Genomic DNA, 15,340 nt, shown 5'->3' on the forward strand with positions numbered 1-15,340 from the left:
TCGGCGGTCAGCCCGCGCAGTAGCCGAGGACGATCGTCGAGCCCTGGGGAACGTCTCCGGGTGCGACGGACTGCGTGGTGATCGGCGGGTTGGCGCGGACCGAGTCGCAGGTCTCGTCGGGTGCCTCCTCGCCCACGAGCTGGAGCTGCTCGCCCGCGAGGGTCGCGAGCGCGGTGCTCAGCGACTGACCGACCAGATCGGGGAGCGTGACGTTGCCCGAGGAGACAACGAGGTCGACCGGAGTCCCGGGAGCGGCCTCCTGGGCGGCGGCGGGGGTGCTCGAGATCACGACGTCGGCGGGCACGGTCGGGGAGTTCTGGCGGGTCTGCGAGCCCTCGACGAGCCCGGCGCCCGTGAGGGCGGCGACCGCATCGGCCAGAGCGGTCCCGGCGGTCGCGGGGACGGCGACGGGCTGGGGGCCCTGCGAGACGTAGACCCGGATCACCGTGTCGGGGGCGACGATCGTGCCCGAGCCGGGATCGGTGCGCGTCACCTGGCCCGCGGGCACGGAGTCGCTGTACTCGGTGAGCTGGCTGGGCACGAGATCGAGGGCGGTGAGCGTCGACTGGGCGCTGTCGTAGCTCGTGTCGACCAGCGCGGGCACCTCGCGCGACTGCGAGGGGAGCGTCGTGGTCGGCTGCAGCGTCAGCACCCAGATGACCAGAGCGGCGACGATCACGGCGAGCACCACGATCGACGACCAGATCCAGAGCACCGGGGGCCTGCGCTGAGTGCGCACGATCGAGTTGTCCTCGGCGAGCTGGCGCAGGGCGAGCTCTGAGTCGTTCATCCCACCCTGGCTGCGCGCGGCGAAGAGCGAGGTCGTCAGCTCGTCGATCGGGCGGTGATCCGGGAGGCGGCCGGCCGCGGCGTCGCGGAGATCGTCGCGGAACTCCGCAGCACCCTGGAACCGCTCGTAGCGGTCCTTCGACAGGGCGCGGGCGACGACGGCGTCGAGCGCGGGCGTGACGGCGGGGTTGATCGAGCTGGGGGCCGGCGGGGTCTCGCTGACGTGCTGGTACGCGACCGCGACGGGCGTGGCTCCGCGGAAGGGAGCACGGCCGGTGAGGAGCTCGAAGAGGACGATGCCCGCCGAGTAGAGGTCGCTGCGGGCGTCGACCTGCTCGCCCTTCGCCTGCTCGGGGGAGAAGTAGGCCGCGGTGCCGAGGATGGCCGTCGTCTGGGCGACGGTGGCGGCAGAATCGGAGACGGCGCGGGCGATGCCGAAGTCCATCACCTTCACCTGCCCCGCCGGGGTGATCATGATGTTGCCGGGCTTGATGTCGCGGTGCACGACTCCTGCGCGGTGCGAGTACTCGAGGGCGGTGAGGATGCCCTCGGTGATGCGGACGGCCTCGTCGAGGTCGACGGGGCCCTCCGAGATGACGTCCTTGAGCAGGCGCCCCTCGATGTGCTCCATCACGATGAACGGACGGCGGCTCTCGGCGCCGCTCTCGTCGAGTGTGACCTCTTCGCCGGCGTCGAACACGCGGACGATCGTCGGGTGCGACATGCGCGAGGCGGCCTGCGCCTCCTGGCGGAACCGGAGGCGGAACGCGGAATCGGAGGAGAGGGAGAGCTTCAGCTCCTTGATGGCGACCGTGCGACCCAGGCGGTTGTCGGTGCCGAGGTACACCTCGGACATCCCGCCGCGACCCAGCCGGGGTCCGACCTGATACCGACCAGCGATCAGGCGACCCTCATCCGTCACGCGCACGCTCCCCTGTCCATCCGTTCGGCTCGACCCCCCGGGGAGCCACGGCAAGTGTACATTCGGGCCCCGCGAGTTCCTGCGGGGGCGCGGCGCCCGGCGTCAGTCGGTGGCGGTGGGCCTCGGGGTGGAGCCGGCACCGGGAGTCGCGGAGGGAGTCTCGGTGGGCTCCGGTGCCGGCGCCGCGACGGTGACGGTGAGGGTGGGCGAGGCCGCCGACTCCGTCTCGCCGCAGAGGACGGTGTAGGTGACGTCGATCGTGCCGGCCGCGGCTCCGGCCTGGATGGTGGCGGTCGTCGAGGTCGACGGGTTCGTGCTCGTCACCGACGCGCCGTCACCCGCGGCGGAGACGCGGTAGCCGGTCACCGAGGTACCGCTCGGGCACTGGTTGTAGTTGCTCCACGTGACGTTGAACGTGGCGCCGGTCTCGACGGACGACGCGGCGGGCGTGACGGTCGGCACGGCGCTGGGCGCATCCGGGACCGCGACCTCGGTGTAGACGGTGACGACGATCGTGGTGCCCTTGACGACGTTGGCCGTCGGGTTCACGTCCTGCACGTAGCCGACCTGGTCGGCGGAGGGGGCGCTCGGGCCGTCCTCCTTCGAGACGCCCATCCCGAGCTCGGTGAGCTCGGCCTGCACCTCGTCGAACGGACGGTTGATGTAGGCCGCCCGCTCGATGACCTCGGTGTTCGAGGTCTGCGTCGGCGTGGGGGTCTGCGACGGTGTCGGGGTCGTCGGCGGAGCAGTGCTCTGCGAGACGCTCGGCGTCGGCTGGGCCTCCGTATCGTCACCGGTGGTCAGCGCGAAGATCGTGCCGGCGATCACCACAGCGAGGATGACGATCAGGGCGATCAGCGGCCAGGTCCAGGGGCTGCGCTTGCGCGGCTCGTCGACGACGTCCTGCGCCTCATCGACTCCGATGAGGGCGCCTGCGCCCGCGGCACCCAGAGCCGCCGTTGCGTTCGAGGGGAGCACCGTCGTCGCCTGCGTCGTGCCGCCCGACGACGGGAGGACCGTCGTGGCCTGGGTGGCGGGCAGGTCGCCGAGTACCGCGGGCACGGCGACGGCCGCACCGCGGACGTCGCCCGAGCGGAGGGCCTGCGCGGCGCGCGCGAGGTGAGCGGCGGTTGCGGGGCGGTCGGCCGGCTTCTTGGCGATGCAGGAGTAGACGAGGTTGCGCACCGGCTCGGCGACCGTCACCGGCAGCTCGGGCGGGGTGTCGTTGATCTGCGCCATGGCGATGGCGACCTGCGACTCGCCCGTGAAGGGGCGGCGCCCGGCCAGGCACTCGTACGCGACGATGCCCAGCGAGTAGATGTCGGTGGCGGGGGAGGCGGGCTGGCCGCTCGCCTGCTCGGGCGAGAGGTACTGGACCGTGCCCATGACCTGGCCGGTCGCCGTCAGCGGGACCTGGTCGGCGATGCGGGCGATGCCGAAGTCGGTGATCTTGACGCGACCGTCGGGAGTGATCAGCAGGTTGCCCGGCTTCACGTCGCGGTGCACCAGACCGGCGGCGTGCGCGGCGTGCAGCGCCAGCGCGGTCTGCGCGACGATGTCGAGCACCTTGTCGGTCGAGAGCACGCGCTCGCGCTCGAGGACGGTCGACAGCGCCTCGCCGGGCACCAGCTCCATCACGAGGTAGGCCGAGCCGTCCTCCTCGCCGTAGTCGTAGACGTTGGCGATGCCCTCGTGGTTGACCAGCGCGGCATGACGGGCCTCGGCGCGGAAGCGCTCGAGGAAGCCGGGGTCGCCGAGGTACTCGTCCTTCAGGATCTTGATCGCGATGGTGCGGCCGATCACCAGATCGGTCGCCTGCCACACCTCTCCCATGCCGCCGATGGCGATCCGGGACTGCAGCTCGTAGCGTCCCCCGAAGGTGAGCCCTGTAGTGGGTCTCATTTGTTCAGCACCGCCTCTAGTACCTGTTGTGCGATGGGTGCGGCGATCAGGTTGCCGTACCCGGTCTGGCCGAGCCCCCCACCGTCCTCCACGAGGACGGTGATGGCGTACTGCGGGTCGTCCGCAGGCGCGAATCCGGTGAACCAGAGGGTGTAAGGGTCGTCCCCGCCGTTCTCGGCGGTACCGGTCTTACCGGCCACGGTGACGCCACCTATTGTTGCATTCGTCGCAGCGCCGCCTTGGACGCTGGCGACCATCATGGCCTTCACGGCGTCCGCCGTCTGCTGGCTCACGGCCCGCCCGAGCGAGCGCTCCTCGAACTTCTGCAGCACGCTGAGATCCTGCGAGCGGATGACGTCGACCAGGTTCGGCTGCATCACTTCTCCTCCGTTGGCGATGGCCGCGGAGACCATGGCGATCTGCAGCGGAGTCGCCCGCACCTCGTACTGTCCGAAGGCCGTGAGCGCTGTCTGGGCGTCGTCGGTGGTCTGGGGGTAGGTGCTCGCCTCGACCGACATCGGGATCTCGATCTCGGTGTCGAAGCCGAACTTCTCGGCCTGCCCGCGGATCGCATCGGCGCCGAGCTGCACGCCCATCTCGGCCATCGGGACGTTGCACGAGAGCGAGACGGCCGTGGCGAGCGTGACCGTGTCTCCCGAACCGCAGAGACCGCCTCCGGAATTCGTGACCTGCGTGCTCGTGCCGGGCAGCGTGTAGGCCTGCTGGTTCGGGAAGCTCGAGTCGGGGGTGAACCGGCCGGACTCGAGGGCCGCCGAGGCGACGACGAGCTTGAAGACGGAGCCGGGCGGATTGAGCGAGCCGCCGATGGCGCGATTCACGAGGGGCTCCGTCGCGTCGTCGTTCAGCGCGGCGTAGGCGGCGAGGACGTCGTCGGTGTCGTGCGAGGCCAGCGCGGTCGGATCGAAGGTGGGCTTGGAGACCATCGCGAGGATGCGGCCGGTCGCGGGCTCGGTGACGACGACGGCTCCGGTGTAGTCGCCGAGGGCGTCGAACGCGGCCTGCTGCGCGACCGGGTCGATCGAGAGCTCGACGGAGGCGCCCTTCGGGTCCTGCCCCGAGACGAGATTGTCGATCTCGTCGAAGAACTGCGAGTTCGAGGTGCCCGAGAGGTAGTCGTTGAGCGAGCGCTCGATGCCCGTCGTGCCCTGGTTGAGCGTGAAGTAGCCGGTGACGGCCGAGTACAGCGGCCCGTTCGCGTACTGCCGCTGGAACTTGTACACGTCGTCGGACGGCGTCGACGAGGCGATCGGCTGGCCGCCCGCGAGGATCGCGCCCCGCTCGGTCGAGAAGCTCTCGTAGAGGGTGCGCGTGTTGCGCGAATCCTCGGACAGGGTGTCGGCCTGCAGCATCTGGATCGTCGTCGTCGACAGGAAGAGGGCCACGAACATCGTCAGGACGACGAGGCTCACGCGCTTGAGTTCTCTGTTCATGCGGGCTCCCGATTCATGGTGGGTCAGACCACCAGACGGGGCTGATTGCGCACTGTGTCGGACAGGCGCAGCAGCACGGCCACGATCATCCAGTTGGCGACGAGGGACGAGCCGCCCGCGGCGAGGAACGGGGTGGTCAGGCCGGTGAGCGGGATGACGCGGGTGACGCCTCCGATGACGATGAAGCACTGCAGGGCGATGACGAACGAGAGCCCGACGCCCAGGAGGCGGCCGAAGTCGTCCTGCCCCGCGAACCCGATGCGGAAGCCGCGCGACACGAGCAGGAGGTAGAGGCCGAAGATCGCGAAGAGGCCGGCGAGGCCGAGCTCCTCGCCGAGGCTCGCGATGATGTAGTCCGACTGGGGGACCGGCGTGATGTCGGGCATGCCCTGACCGAGTCCGGTGCCCAGCAGACCGCCGTGCGCGAGGCCGAACAGGCCCTGCACGAGCTGATAGCTGCCTCCGGGATCGGCGCCGTAGCGGTCGGGGGAGAAGGCGTCGAGCCAGTTGGCGAAGCGGTTGCCGACGTAGTCGAGCGTCTGGCTCGCGAGGATCGCGCCACCGAGGAACAGGCCGACGCCGATCAGGACCCAGCTGGTGCGCCCGGTGGCGACGTAGATCATCACCAGGAACAGGCCGAAGTAGAGCAGCGCCGTGCCGAGGTCGCGCTGGAACACGATGACGGCCATCGAGACGGCCCAGATCACGAGGATCGGTCCGAGGTCGCGCAGTCGCGGGAAGCGCATCCTGAGGAACGTCTTGCCGACCATCGAGAGCGAGTCGCGGTTGCGCACGAGATAGCCCGCGAAGAACACCGCGAGCGCGATCTTCGCGATCTCGCCGGGCTGGAAGCTGAAGAAGTCGCCGATGCCGATCCAGACGCGGGCGCCGCTGACCTCCTTGCCGATGAAGGGCAGGAGCGGCAGCAGGAGCAGCACGATCGCCACGAAGCCCGCGACGTACGTGTAGCGGAACAGGATCCGGTGATTGCGGATGACGAGCAGCACGGTGACCGCGGCGACGATCGCCAGGGCGCTCCAGATGATCTGGCGCACCGCGGTCGACTCCCAGCCGGTCGCTCCGTCGGCGATGTCGATGCGGTAGATCTCGGCGACGCCGAGGCCGTTGAGCACCGTGGCGATCGGGAGGAGGAAGGGATCCGCCTCCGGAGCAGCGAACCGCAGCACCACGTGCACGATCAGCACCAGCGCCGACAGGCCGGCGCCGAGCGAGACGAGCGTGGTGTCGATCGCGCCGAGGGCGCCGAGCTGCACCAAGAGGATCGCGGACGCGTCGATCAGGCAGGCGCCGATCAGGAGCAGCAGCTCGAGGTTGCGCAGGCGCTGCCGGAGGAAGCGGGGGCGCTCGCGCTTCGGGGCGGCGGTCGTCACGGCGGCGGTCACGGTGCTCCGTTCGCGTCCGTGAGGCGCTCGACGACGTCGACGGCGCCGGCGTAGGAGTCGGCGCTGATGGTCTGCTCGAGCTGCTCGACGTCGTACTCGCGGAGGGAGTCGACCGGGATGCCGGTGTCCTCCTTGACCGAGGAGAGCGAGAGCGGGCCGACCGTCTGCTGGATGCCCTGGTAGATGATCACGGTGTCGCCGTCGGTGCCGACGTAGAAGCGCGACTGGGTCCAGTCGTAGGCGAGCAGGACGCCGAGGAAGCCGGCGATCAGCACGAGCGAGAGCCCGACCAGCCAGGTGATGCGGCGGCGGAGGTGCCGGCGGCGGTCCTCCTCGATGAGCTCGTCGAGGTAGTCCTCGGAGGCGGGCTCGAAGTGGGTGGGGCCCTGCGCGGCGGGGGCGCGGGTGTGCAGGCGGAGTCCGGGGATGCGGATCCGGTTCTGCGAGTCGTCGGTGCTGAGGGGGGTCGGGGCCGCCGCCGAGCCGACGATGACGGGCTCGGAGCTCGGCTCGAGCACCTGCGCGGTGTCGTTCGCGCCCGGGACATCGAGGATCACGACGGTCACGTTGTCGGGAGCGCCGTGCGACAGGCTGTCGCGGATCAGCCGGTCGGCGACCTGCTGAGCGGACTCGTCCCGCGCGAGCTCCTTCTGGATCTCGTCGTGGGGGACGACGCCCGAGAGGCCGTCGGAGCAGATCAGCCAGCGGTCGCCCGGCTCGGTCTCGAGGGTCAGCGTGTCGATCTCGGGGTTCGTGTGCACGTCGCCGAGCACCCGCATGAGGACCGAGCGGCGCGGGTGCGTCATCGCCTCCTCCTCGGTGATGCGGCCCGAGTCGACCAGGCGCTGCACGAAGGTGTGGTCGGTGGTGACCTGCTCGAGCTTGCCGTCGCGGAGGACGTAGATGCGGGAGTCGCCGATGTGGGCGATGGCGACGGACTCGCCGACGCGGACGATCGCGCTGACGGTGGTGCCCATGCCGGTGAGCTCGGGATGGTCGATGACGGCCTCGGCCAGGAGGGTGTTGGCGGCGAGGAGGGTGCGCTTGAGCTCGTCCTCGGCCTCGTAGGTCGAGGCGTAGCGCCGGTCGGCCTCGGCGATGCGCTTGATCGCGATGGAGGAGGCGACGTCGCCGCCCGCGTGACCGCCCATTCCGTCGGCGACGACGAAGAGCTCGCGGCCCGCGTAGCCCGAGTCCTGGTTGTTGGAGCGGATGCGGCCGACGTGCGAGACGGCGGCGCTCTCGCGCGCCGCACCGCCGGCCGCGGTGCCCTCACGGGGGGAAGACACGCGCTACGACCGCCGCAGCTCGAAGGTCGTCGTGCCGACCTTGACCGGGGTGTTCAGCGGCACCTTGGTGGGCGCGCCCACGCGACGGCCGTCGAGGAAGGTGCCGTTGGTCGAGTCGAGATCCTGGATCATCCACTCGTCGTTCCAGATCAGGAGGCGCGCGTGGTGGGTCGACGTGTAGTCGTCGCGGATCACGAGGGTCGACTCGGAGGAGCGCCCGATCGTGAGCGGCTCGCCGTTGAGCTCGAGCTCGGTGCCGCGCTTGGGACCCGAGGTGATCACGAGGCGCTGGGCCGTGTGGACCGTGGCGACGCCTCCGGAATCGGTGCGCTCGGCCTGGGCCTCGCGGGTGCGCCGGGCGGAGGGTGCGGAGGGTGCGGGCGCCTGCTGCGCCGGTGCTGCTGCCGACTGCGCGACGACGGGCTGGGCCGCCGTGACGAACGGGGCGTCGTTCTGCGCCGGCTGAGCCGCGCCGGCGGGCAGCTTGCGGACCCGCTGCCCGAACAGGTCGGAGCGCAGGGCGTAGACGATGCCGAACACGAAGAACCACAGCAGCGCGAGGAACGCGATGCGCAGCACGAACAGGGTGAGCTCGCTCATAGCCGGTCGTCCCAGAATCCATCGGAGGAGCGCCCGGCTCTGCCGGACGCGCGGGGGGCTCGCGCGGGCGCGCTGCCCTGGACGAGGCGGTAGACGATGCGCGTGCGCCCGATCGAGATGGTCTGCTCGGGGGAGAGGGGGGCCTGGGTGACGGGCTTGCCGTCGAGCTTGGAGCCGTTGGTCGAGCCGAGGTCGTGCACCTGGGCGCGCGAGCCGTCCCACAGGATCTCGACGTGCTTGCGCGAGGTGCCGGAGTCGTCGACGGTGATGTCGGCGTCGCTGCCGCGGCCGATCACCGTGCGCGCCTTGATGATCGGGTGGCGCTTGCCATCGATGTCGAGGACGGGGGAGTAGGCGACGGTGCCCTTGACGCTCCGGGAGTCGACCTCGACCATCCCGTCGCTGAGCGACTCGTCGGCGGCCAGCGAGATGGCGATGGGGCCGGAGAAGCGGAAGCCCTGCTTCTTCGCGTGCTCGGTCGCGACCGTGGTCAGCTCGTCGATGAGGGTCGAGCCCATCCGCTCCATGCGATCGAGGTCGGAGGCGGACATGCGCAGGGTGATGCTGTTGGGGACCAGGATGCGATCGCGGCTGACGATCGCGGCGGTGGTGTCGAGCTCCCTCCGGAGGGCCGACGCGAGCTCGACCGGCTGCAGCCCCGACTTGAAGGTCCTCGCGAAAGCGCCGTTGACGACGCGCTCGAGTCCCTTCTCGAAGTTGTCCAGTATTCCCACGGTCTTCTTCCGGTTCATCGCCTCGCGGCGGTCACGATCGGATCGGGGAGTCGGTGCGCCCCTCTGGTCTGCGCCGCGCACGGCTACGGGCATGTTACTGGGATGCTCTGGATGCGGGCTCCTCGGGGTGGATTCGGGGGTGCTGCGGGGGTGCTCGACGGGACGGCGGGTGCACGCCGGATGCAGGGGTGCACGCTGCTTCTGCGTTTCCGGCGTGCAGGGCGGCATCGGGCGTGCAGGGCTGCATCGGGCGTGCAACGGGTGTCGGATTCCGGCGTCGGGCTCGCGGAATCCGGTCCGGCCCGCGGGAATCCGCGGTGTCGACGAGCCGGATGCGGTTCTGCGAGCCGGCGATTCGAGGCGAAGCGCGTCGGGGTGCTAGTCTTTCTCGTCGGTGCTTCGGTGCCGTGGTGAGCGCGAGTGGCGGAATAGGCAGACGCGCACGGTTCAGGTCCGTGTGCCCGAAAGGGCGTGGGGGTTCAACTCCCCCCTCGCGCACCAGGGTTCATCAGAACCAGCAGTACGAGAAGCCCCCGACCGGATGTCCGGTCGGGGGCTTCGTCGTCCGGCGGCGCCCTCGGCGCGATGCGAGGCCGGCCATCGGAGCTCTGACCGCGACGTCGCTCACCCGTCGCCTTCCTCCGCCCCCGCCGAGGTCAGCCGCCGAGGAGCAGGACGGCGGTGGCCCACGCCGAGAAGACGGCGGGGGGCTGATCGCCCAGGTCGCCCGACGTGAGAGATCCGACCTCGGTGATCAGCTGCAGGAGCAGGCACGTCGTGACCAGCTGCCGGCAGCGATCACGCCCCAGCCGACCCGATGTCAGCAGGAGGGCCTCCTCGTCGCGGCTCGCGCGCGGCAGCCAGAGGACCACGGCGTCGGTCAGCCACGGATCGCCGAGAGGGGCGCCCGCTCCTTCGAGGCCGTCGGAGGTCAGCGCGTCCCAGTCCACGCCGTCGAGTGCGACCAGGCGCGCCTCGATCCGCGGGCCGCGCAGCGTCGCGTCCCGGGCCTCACGGCGGGCCGCCTCGCGTCCGCGGCGCCGCTCCGAGGCCCGGGTCAGCATGCGCTCGAGGCGCTCGTCCGTCGCGTCGACGCTCGTCCGCCGATGGCGGCGGATCTCGAGCAGCATCTGCGGCAGCGTGATGACTCGTTCCGGCGGAACGCGGGTGACCTCGCCTCCCGCCCCGAACCGCTCCACCAGGTCGGCGGCGAACGACGGCAGAACCACCCACACCTCCCGTGGCCGCCCGGCCAGTTCGGCGTCGATCAACCGCAGCCCCCTGCGGTCGCCGCACGCGACGGCGAAGGACGGCACCGACGGGGAACGGCTGCGGAAACCGGCGACCATCGCCAGCTCGCCCTGATCAGCACCGCCCGGCACGTTCTGATGGAACACCTTCGTGGTGCCCGACCACAGCAGCAGCACTCTCTCCGGCTTCGGGGGGACGATCGACAGGGACAACTCCTCCCTCGACGCGCGCGCGAAGGTCGTCCGCCCGTCCGCCTCCTGCGAAGCGAGCCCCGCGTAGAGCGCCCTGACCGCCTGGTCCTCGGGCTTGCCGTAGCTGCGCACCGCTCCGACGGGCAGCTCGGTCGTCAGGGCCGTCCACTCGATGAGATCGGCGAGGAGGCGAGCCAGCCGGGCGCTCGCACCGCGCACGTGATCGGCCTCGCCGAGACCGTAGAACTGGGACTGCACCGACCTGATGTCGGCCCTGATCCTGGCGAGCCGCTTCGAGCGCTTCTCCCACTCCTCCACCGCCTCCGGTCCGGCGCCGGCCTCCAGCTCCGGCTCATCGGCCGGAGGAGTCGCGCGGAAGCCGCGGAAGATGTTCTCGGTATCGAGGAGCAGCTCGGAGAGGCCCGTCATCGCTCCCCGCCGAGGTCGAGGCCCGCACCCCGGAGCTCGGCGAGGAAGGGGTCGGCCCAGGCCCCCGCGGGCACAGTGCCCCGCGAGACGGTCCGACGCGCCTCATCGACGCGAGCGTCGACGACGGCGGCGATCGCGGCCCTGTCGGCACTGCGCTCCGCCTCGCTGCGGGGCTGGAATCCGTCGGCACCCACCGCATCGCTGTAGACCGTGACCAGCACCTCGGACACCGGGACCGTCGCGTCGAGATCGGTCTCGCCGTCGTACCCGCCCTCGACTGCAGCCAGCGCGACACCGGCCACCAGGCCGTCACCGTAGTCCACGCGCGCGAAAAGACCACCGAGCGGGAGGCGCCGCTCCACTGCGCCCTCGTCGGCGTCGACCATGACCCGGAACTGGCGCCGGCCGTCGAACTCGAAGATCTGCCAGCGCACAGCGTCGTCCTCCGCCGAGACGACCCGAGGCGGGACCGCGAGCGGATCCACCGACGCTGAGCCGCTGAGGTCCGCACCACTCGCAGACCCGAACCGGTCGGCGGGCGAGCCGGACGAGGTGCGCATCGTGCGCTCGTCCACCTGGATCGTGAGCAGCTCGAGGTCGAGATCCTCGAGTTCGCGCGCCACCAGCGCGTCCTCGCGACCGGCGCGCACCTCGGCCTCGGCCAGCTCGGAGTAGCCGTCGGAGTCGGGATCGCTGCTCTCGAGGAGCGAGTGCGCCGCCCGCTGCAGGATCGAATCCGCATACCCCAGCAGCGGCCGGCCACCCAGGAGCGACTGGTGCCGACGACGCAGTGCAGCCAGCGGCACGACGTGCGGCTCGAGCAGGAGACGGGCGAGCGCGTCGTCATCACCCAGCGCCACCTCGCAGTCGAAGGCCGTGTCTCCCGCCTCGATGTCGAGCAGCCAGGCGGGCAGCTTCGGGATGGTGTCGGTCCGGGTCGGCCACCAGCGGCGGAGCCACAGGGCGAGGCCGAGGCGGAGCAGGGTCGCACGCAGAGGGTGAGCCGCCTCCTCCGCGGATCGAGTGATCGGCTCGGAGTCGACGCTCGCACGACGCGCGGCGTCGGCGACCTCGGCGCCGAGCACGAGCGGGAGCCACCACATCGCCGCGTCGAGGTCGTGGATCACGGCACGCAGGGCGGGATCGCGCTCGTCGACCGCGAAGGCGACATGACCGCCGCTCAGGGCGACGAGCGTGTGACGGCGCTCGAGCGAGGCGGGAAAGCCGATCGGCGCGACGACCACGATGTCGCCGTCACGGCTGATGAGGAGTTCTGTCATGATCCGTTCCCGATTCCTGGGGGTGTGCCGCGGCCGATCGCCGTGCGTATCTGCAGTGCTGCCAGTGCGAAGGGCACGGTCGGGCACCCCGACCGCTCGGCCTCGCGAGACCAGATCGCCCACTGCTCCGATGCGCCGGATCGCGCCGCCGAGTCGACTGACGGCGACCCCACCACCTGGATGAAGCGGTCGACCTCGTCGTCGCCGACCGTCGCCCGCGCGACCCCGAGCGTCTCGGCCGTCGCCGAGATGATCGGCAGGTCGGGACGGGGATCCTCGAGGAGGTGGGCCGGGTCGTTGGACGCCTCCGACGCGCCCGGCGGGTGGCCGGGTCTGATCCTGCTGCCCGGGTCCGAGCCGTCCGATGGGCCGTCGACGATCCCCACCAGGTTGACTGCCTGTGCGAGGACGTCGTCGGTCCGCTTCTTCGTCGAGACGAAGGCGGTGTGGATGCGGGACCACGCGACATCGCCGCTCGGCGGGGTCGAGGACGTCAGACCGAGCCGCAGGACGTGGGTCCACAGCCGGCCCGCGTAGTACGGCCCGGCATCGCGGAGGTAGGCGCGCGCGATCGGGTTGCGCGCCTGATCGCCGTAGGTCCCGAACGCCCGGGACACCACTGCTCGCCACGACACCACCATCTGCCGGTAGCCGCCGGCCAGCCGATCGGCGGGGTCGACCGCCTCCGAGGGCTTCGCGAGCGTCCCGCCACCGTCGTCCCAGGTGGCGCCCGACATCGCCGACACGCCCGCGGCGAGAATCACACGAGCCCACGCCTCGGCGACGCCGTAGATCCCCGTCGACGCCTCGATCACCCTGCGGAACGCTCCGTCGGCCGTGAGGTCGGACGGGAAGGCGGCGCCGTTGTCCTTGACGACGCGGAAGAGACGGGCGTGGATGCTCTCGTCGAGCGGGTGCGCGGGCGTTCCGCGCAGGTCGTCGCCCGCCTTGCCGGTCCCGCCGGCGACTCCGGGAAGCGCTCCGGTGAGCGGCGGCCGGACCGGTGCGGATCCGCGGGTCAGCGACAGAGCCGCCGCCGGTGACCACTGCCGGAGATCGGCCGCCGCGACGAGAGCCTGCCAGTGCTGCTCGCCCGCGTCGGACACCACGGTGACCACCCGGTCGCCCCCGTCCTCGAGGGCGAGGGTGCACTGGTTCACGAACCGCTCCATGGAGGATCGCCATTCCCTGTCCGAGCGAGCGCGCCCTTCCCTCTCTGCGGATGTCGCGTCGCGGACCCGGCCGTCCTCCGCCACGCGGCCGGCGGGCAGGCCGTCGGTGGACCCGCCGGCCCATGCCTCCTCGAGGAGCGTCGCCAGCTCCCTGCCGTGATGCTTCAGCGCCTGGGCGAGATCGGTGCTGCGGATGCCGTGCCGCGCCAGCGCGCGGCCCCTGATCGCCAGAGCCTCCGACGCCCGTCGTTCCAGAGCCGCGGGCTCCAGCGTCCAGGGCTCGGGGAGCTCGCCGGCCAGAGCGACGGCGGTCGGGGCGGTGACGGCGGCCGCATCGGAGCGGATCACCCGCTCCGCCGTGTTGCTCTCGATCAGGGCCGCCCACCAGATCGCCGAGGCCCGGAGGGAGTCGCGCGCCTCGATCAGGCGCCCGCGCACCTGATCGGCAGTGGCGTCGGACAGCACGGTGGTCGGCGAGCCGAGGGCGTTCTTGCTCAGCAGTCCGGCGAGTACCGGCGGCAGCACGTACTCCCTCGCGCTCTTCGTCGGTCCCAGAGCGCGGGTGAACGCGCGCAGCTGCAGCACCTCGGGCGCCGAGTCGGGCCAGACCTCGGCAAGGAGAGATGTGAGCAGCACAGCGGTGATCCCGACGATGGAGTGGTCGACTGGTGTCAATCTAGCGGCACACCCCGTCGCCCGCGTCGCCCCCGTCGAGACCTGCTGCGCCCCGGTCACGGACACGTGCCGGAGGCGTCACCCCGCGAGACGACGACCGTCCTGTTCTGCGCCGCGGCCCGCTCGATCAGCCGTCCCTCGGCGTCACGATCGGAGACGCGGCACGGCCACGACGATCCGTAGCCCACGATGCGCACGGCCGACACGTCGATGCCGAGGGCCGTCGCGAGGGGCTCCGCGGCTGCGCGGCCGCGCTCCTCGGAGAGGGGCACGTTGACCGACTCGTCGCCGACGGAGCTCGTCGACGCCTCGATCAGCACCTCGCCCTCGCAGCCGGCGAGCGCCTCCGCGATCTCGGCGATGGTCGCCAGAGCCGCTGCCTCGTCGACGAACTCGGCCGTGTCGCTCCGGTAGCCGATGGCGGCGTCGGGCAGGACACCCCGGCAGCCGCCGGCCTCCACCGTCGGGCGCGCGACGTCGATCGGTGTGACGGCGGGCAGATCGGCGGTCGGCTGCGCTTGAGCGACCAGCGAGGAGCTGCTCCAGTCGACCTCGGCACCGGATGCCTCGAAGAACGCCTGCCACTGCGACTGGAGCGCGGCGCGGGCCGAGCTGGTCAACTCGCTCTGCGGGCTCACCACCACTCCGAGCCGCGGAGCCGACACGGCGACTCCCCGGAGATCGGGCACGCCGCCGCTCTCCTCGAGGGCCGCGATCCTGTCGGCCGGGTCGCGGTAGAGAGCGCCGTCCAGCATCGCGAGGCCGCCCGCCGTCTGCAGCATGCTGTCGAGGATCACCATCGTCCGCGATCGAGCGTCGGGGGAGAAGGGAGCGGATCCGAGCGCGATCGCCTCCGTGAGGTCGGCTTCCGCCGACTCCGGGCGGGCCGCGACCACCGCTGCCGCTGCGGTGTTCTTGATCTGGTCGAGCCGATCGGAGCGGGACCGGCCGTTCCCGGGCAGATCGTCGAGGGTGAGGTCGAAGAGCACGCGGGGCGACCCCTCGACGCCGACGACGACCAGCCGGTCGCCGACCGCGTCGATCCGGTCGAGCGCCTCGAGGACCGTGGCGGTCGAGACGGCCGGCGAGTTCGCACGGGTGCCCGCGACGATCACGACCTCGTCACCGCCCGTGTCCTCGACCGGGCCGCAGCCCGCGAGCACGGACGCTCCCAGGGCTGCGGCGACGAGCAGTGCCAGGCGGGTGCGGGCGGCGCGGCCGGCGCGGAGGGGGGTGGTGACGATCATGTCCG

Annotated in this window: 11 protein-coding genes and 1 tRNA gene; 1 reads left to right on the forward strand and 11 read right to left on the reverse strand. The window is 71.4% G+C overall.

Features of this window, described 5'->3' with window-relative positions:
• Nucleotides 1–7: 7 nt before the first annotated feature.
• The 7 genes from pknB to ASG06_RS06220 form a co-directional block, all read right to left on the reverse strand.
• Nucleotides 8–1,711 (reverse strand): Stk1 family PASTA domain-containing Ser/Thr kinase, encoded by a 1,704-nt coding sequence (gene pknB, locus ASG06_RS06190; RefSeq protein ID WP_056040554.1) that lies wholly within the window; start codon nt 1,709–1,711, stop codon nt 8–10.
• A gap of 102 nt (nt 1,712–1,813) precedes the next feature.
• Nucleotides 1,814–3,613, reverse strand: a complete 1,800-nt coding sequence (locus tag ASG06_RS06195) for a protein kinase domain-containing protein (RefSeq protein WP_056039881.1) — start codon at nt 3,611–3,613, stop codon at nt 1,814–1,816.
• The gene (locus ASG06_RS06200; protein WP_056039883.1) at nt 3,610–5,064 is read right to left on the reverse strand and encodes a peptidoglycan D,D-transpeptidase FtsI family protein; all 1,455 of its coding nucleotides are present in this window, start codon (nt 5,062–5,064) and stop codon (nt 3,610–3,612) included. Before ASG06_RS06200 ends, ASG06_RS06195 begins: the two co-directional genes overlap by 4 nt.
• A 23-nt stretch (nt 5,065–5,087) precedes the next feature.
• On the reverse strand, nt 5,088–6,467 hold the full coding sequence (locus ASG06_RS06205) for an FtsW/RodA/SpoVE family cell cycle protein (RefSeq protein ID WP_056039886.1): 1,380 nt from the start codon (nt 6,465–6,467) through the stop codon (nt 5,088–5,090).
• On the reverse strand, nt 6,464–7,756 hold the full coding sequence (locus tag ASG06_RS06210) for a Stp1/IreP family PP2C-type Ser/Thr phosphatase (protein WP_056039888.1): 1,293 nt from the start codon (nt 7,754–7,756) through the stop codon (nt 6,464–6,466). The genes ASG06_RS06205 and ASG06_RS06210 overlap by 4 nt, the downstream gene beginning before the upstream one ends.
• Nucleotides 7,757–7,759: 3 nt before the next feature.
• Entirely contained in the window at nt 7,760–8,356 is a 597-nt protein-coding gene (locus ASG06_RS06215; protein ID WP_056039890.1) for an FHA domain-containing protein FhaB/FipA, read from the reverse strand.
• Nucleotides 8,353–9,090 carry an FhaA domain-containing protein gene (locus tag ASG06_RS06220; RefSeq protein WP_056040556.1) on the reverse strand — a complete coding sequence of 246 codons (738 nt, stop codon included), beginning with the start codon at nt 9,088–9,090 and terminating at the stop codon, nt 8,353–8,355. The genes ASG06_RS06215 and ASG06_RS06220 overlap by 4 nt, the downstream gene beginning before the upstream one ends.
• Nucleotides 9,091–9,504: 414 nt before the next feature.
• On the opposite strand from ASG06_RS06220, the gene ASG06_RS06225 reads away from it, so the two are divergent.
• Nucleotides 9,505–9,591: transfer RNA gene (locus ASG06_RS06225), tRNA-Leu, on the forward strand.
• Nucleotides 9,592–9,746: 155 nt separating this feature from the next.
• Here the strand turns inward: ASG06_RS06225 and ASG06_RS06230 are convergent.
• The 4 genes from ASG06_RS06230 to ASG06_RS06245 form a co-directional block, all read right to left on the reverse strand.
• Nucleotides 9,747–10,961, reverse strand: coding sequence for a hypothetical protein (locus tag ASG06_RS06230; RefSeq protein ID WP_056039893.1), 1,215 nt, complete (start codon nt 10,959–10,961; stop codon nt 9,747–9,749).
• Nucleotides 10,958–12,241, reverse strand: a complete 1,284-nt coding sequence (locus ASG06_RS06235) for a hypothetical protein (RefSeq protein WP_056039895.1) — start codon at nt 12,239–12,241, stop codon at nt 10,958–10,960. The genes ASG06_RS06230 and ASG06_RS06235 overlap by 4 nt, the downstream gene beginning before the upstream one ends.
• The gene (locus tag ASG06_RS06240) at nt 12,238–14,049 is read right to left on the reverse strand and encodes a hypothetical protein (protein ID WP_056039897.1); all 1,812 of its coding nucleotides are present in this window, start codon (nt 14,047–14,049) and stop codon (nt 12,238–12,240) included. Before ASG06_RS06240 ends, ASG06_RS06235 begins: the two co-directional genes overlap by 4 nt.
• A gap of 95 nt (nt 14,050–14,144) precedes the next feature.
• A complete protein-coding gene (locus ASG06_RS06245) occupies nt 14,145–15,335 on the reverse strand; it encodes an OmpA family protein (RefSeq protein ID WP_056039900.1) in 1,191 nt (396 codons plus the stop codon).
• Nucleotides 15,336–15,340: the final 5 nt, after the last annotated feature.

The organism is Rathayibacter sp. Leaf185 (assembly GCF_001423885.1).
Taxonomy (GTDB): Bacteria; Actinomycetota; Actinomycetes; order Actinomycetales; family Microbacteriaceae; genus Rathayibacter.

Coding starts and splice junctions, on each gene's coding strand:
- ASG06_RS06195 (WP_056039881.1), bottom strand. CDS start 3,613: ATGAGACCCACTACAGGGCTCACCTTCGGGGGACGCTACGAGCTGCAG.
- ASG06_RS06245 (WP_056039900.1), bottom strand. CDS start 15,335: ATGATCGTCACCACCCCCCTCCGCGCCGGCCGCGCCGCCCGCACCCGC.
- ASG06_RS06230 (WP_056039893.1), bottom strand. CDS start 10,961: ATGACGGGCCTCTCCGAGCTGCTCCTCGATACCGAGAACATCTTCCGC.
- ASG06_RS06235 (WP_056039895.1), bottom strand. CDS start 12,241: ATGACAGAACTCCTCATCAGCCGTGACGGCGACATCGTGGTCGTCGCG.
- ASG06_RS06215 (WP_056039890.1), bottom strand. CDS start 8,356: ATGAGCGAGCTCACCCTGTTCGTGCTGCGCATCGCGTTCCTCGCGCTG.
- ASG06_RS06200 (WP_056039883.1), bottom strand. CDS start 5,064: ATGAACAGAGAACTCAAGCGCGTGAGCCTCGTCGTCCTGACGATGTTC.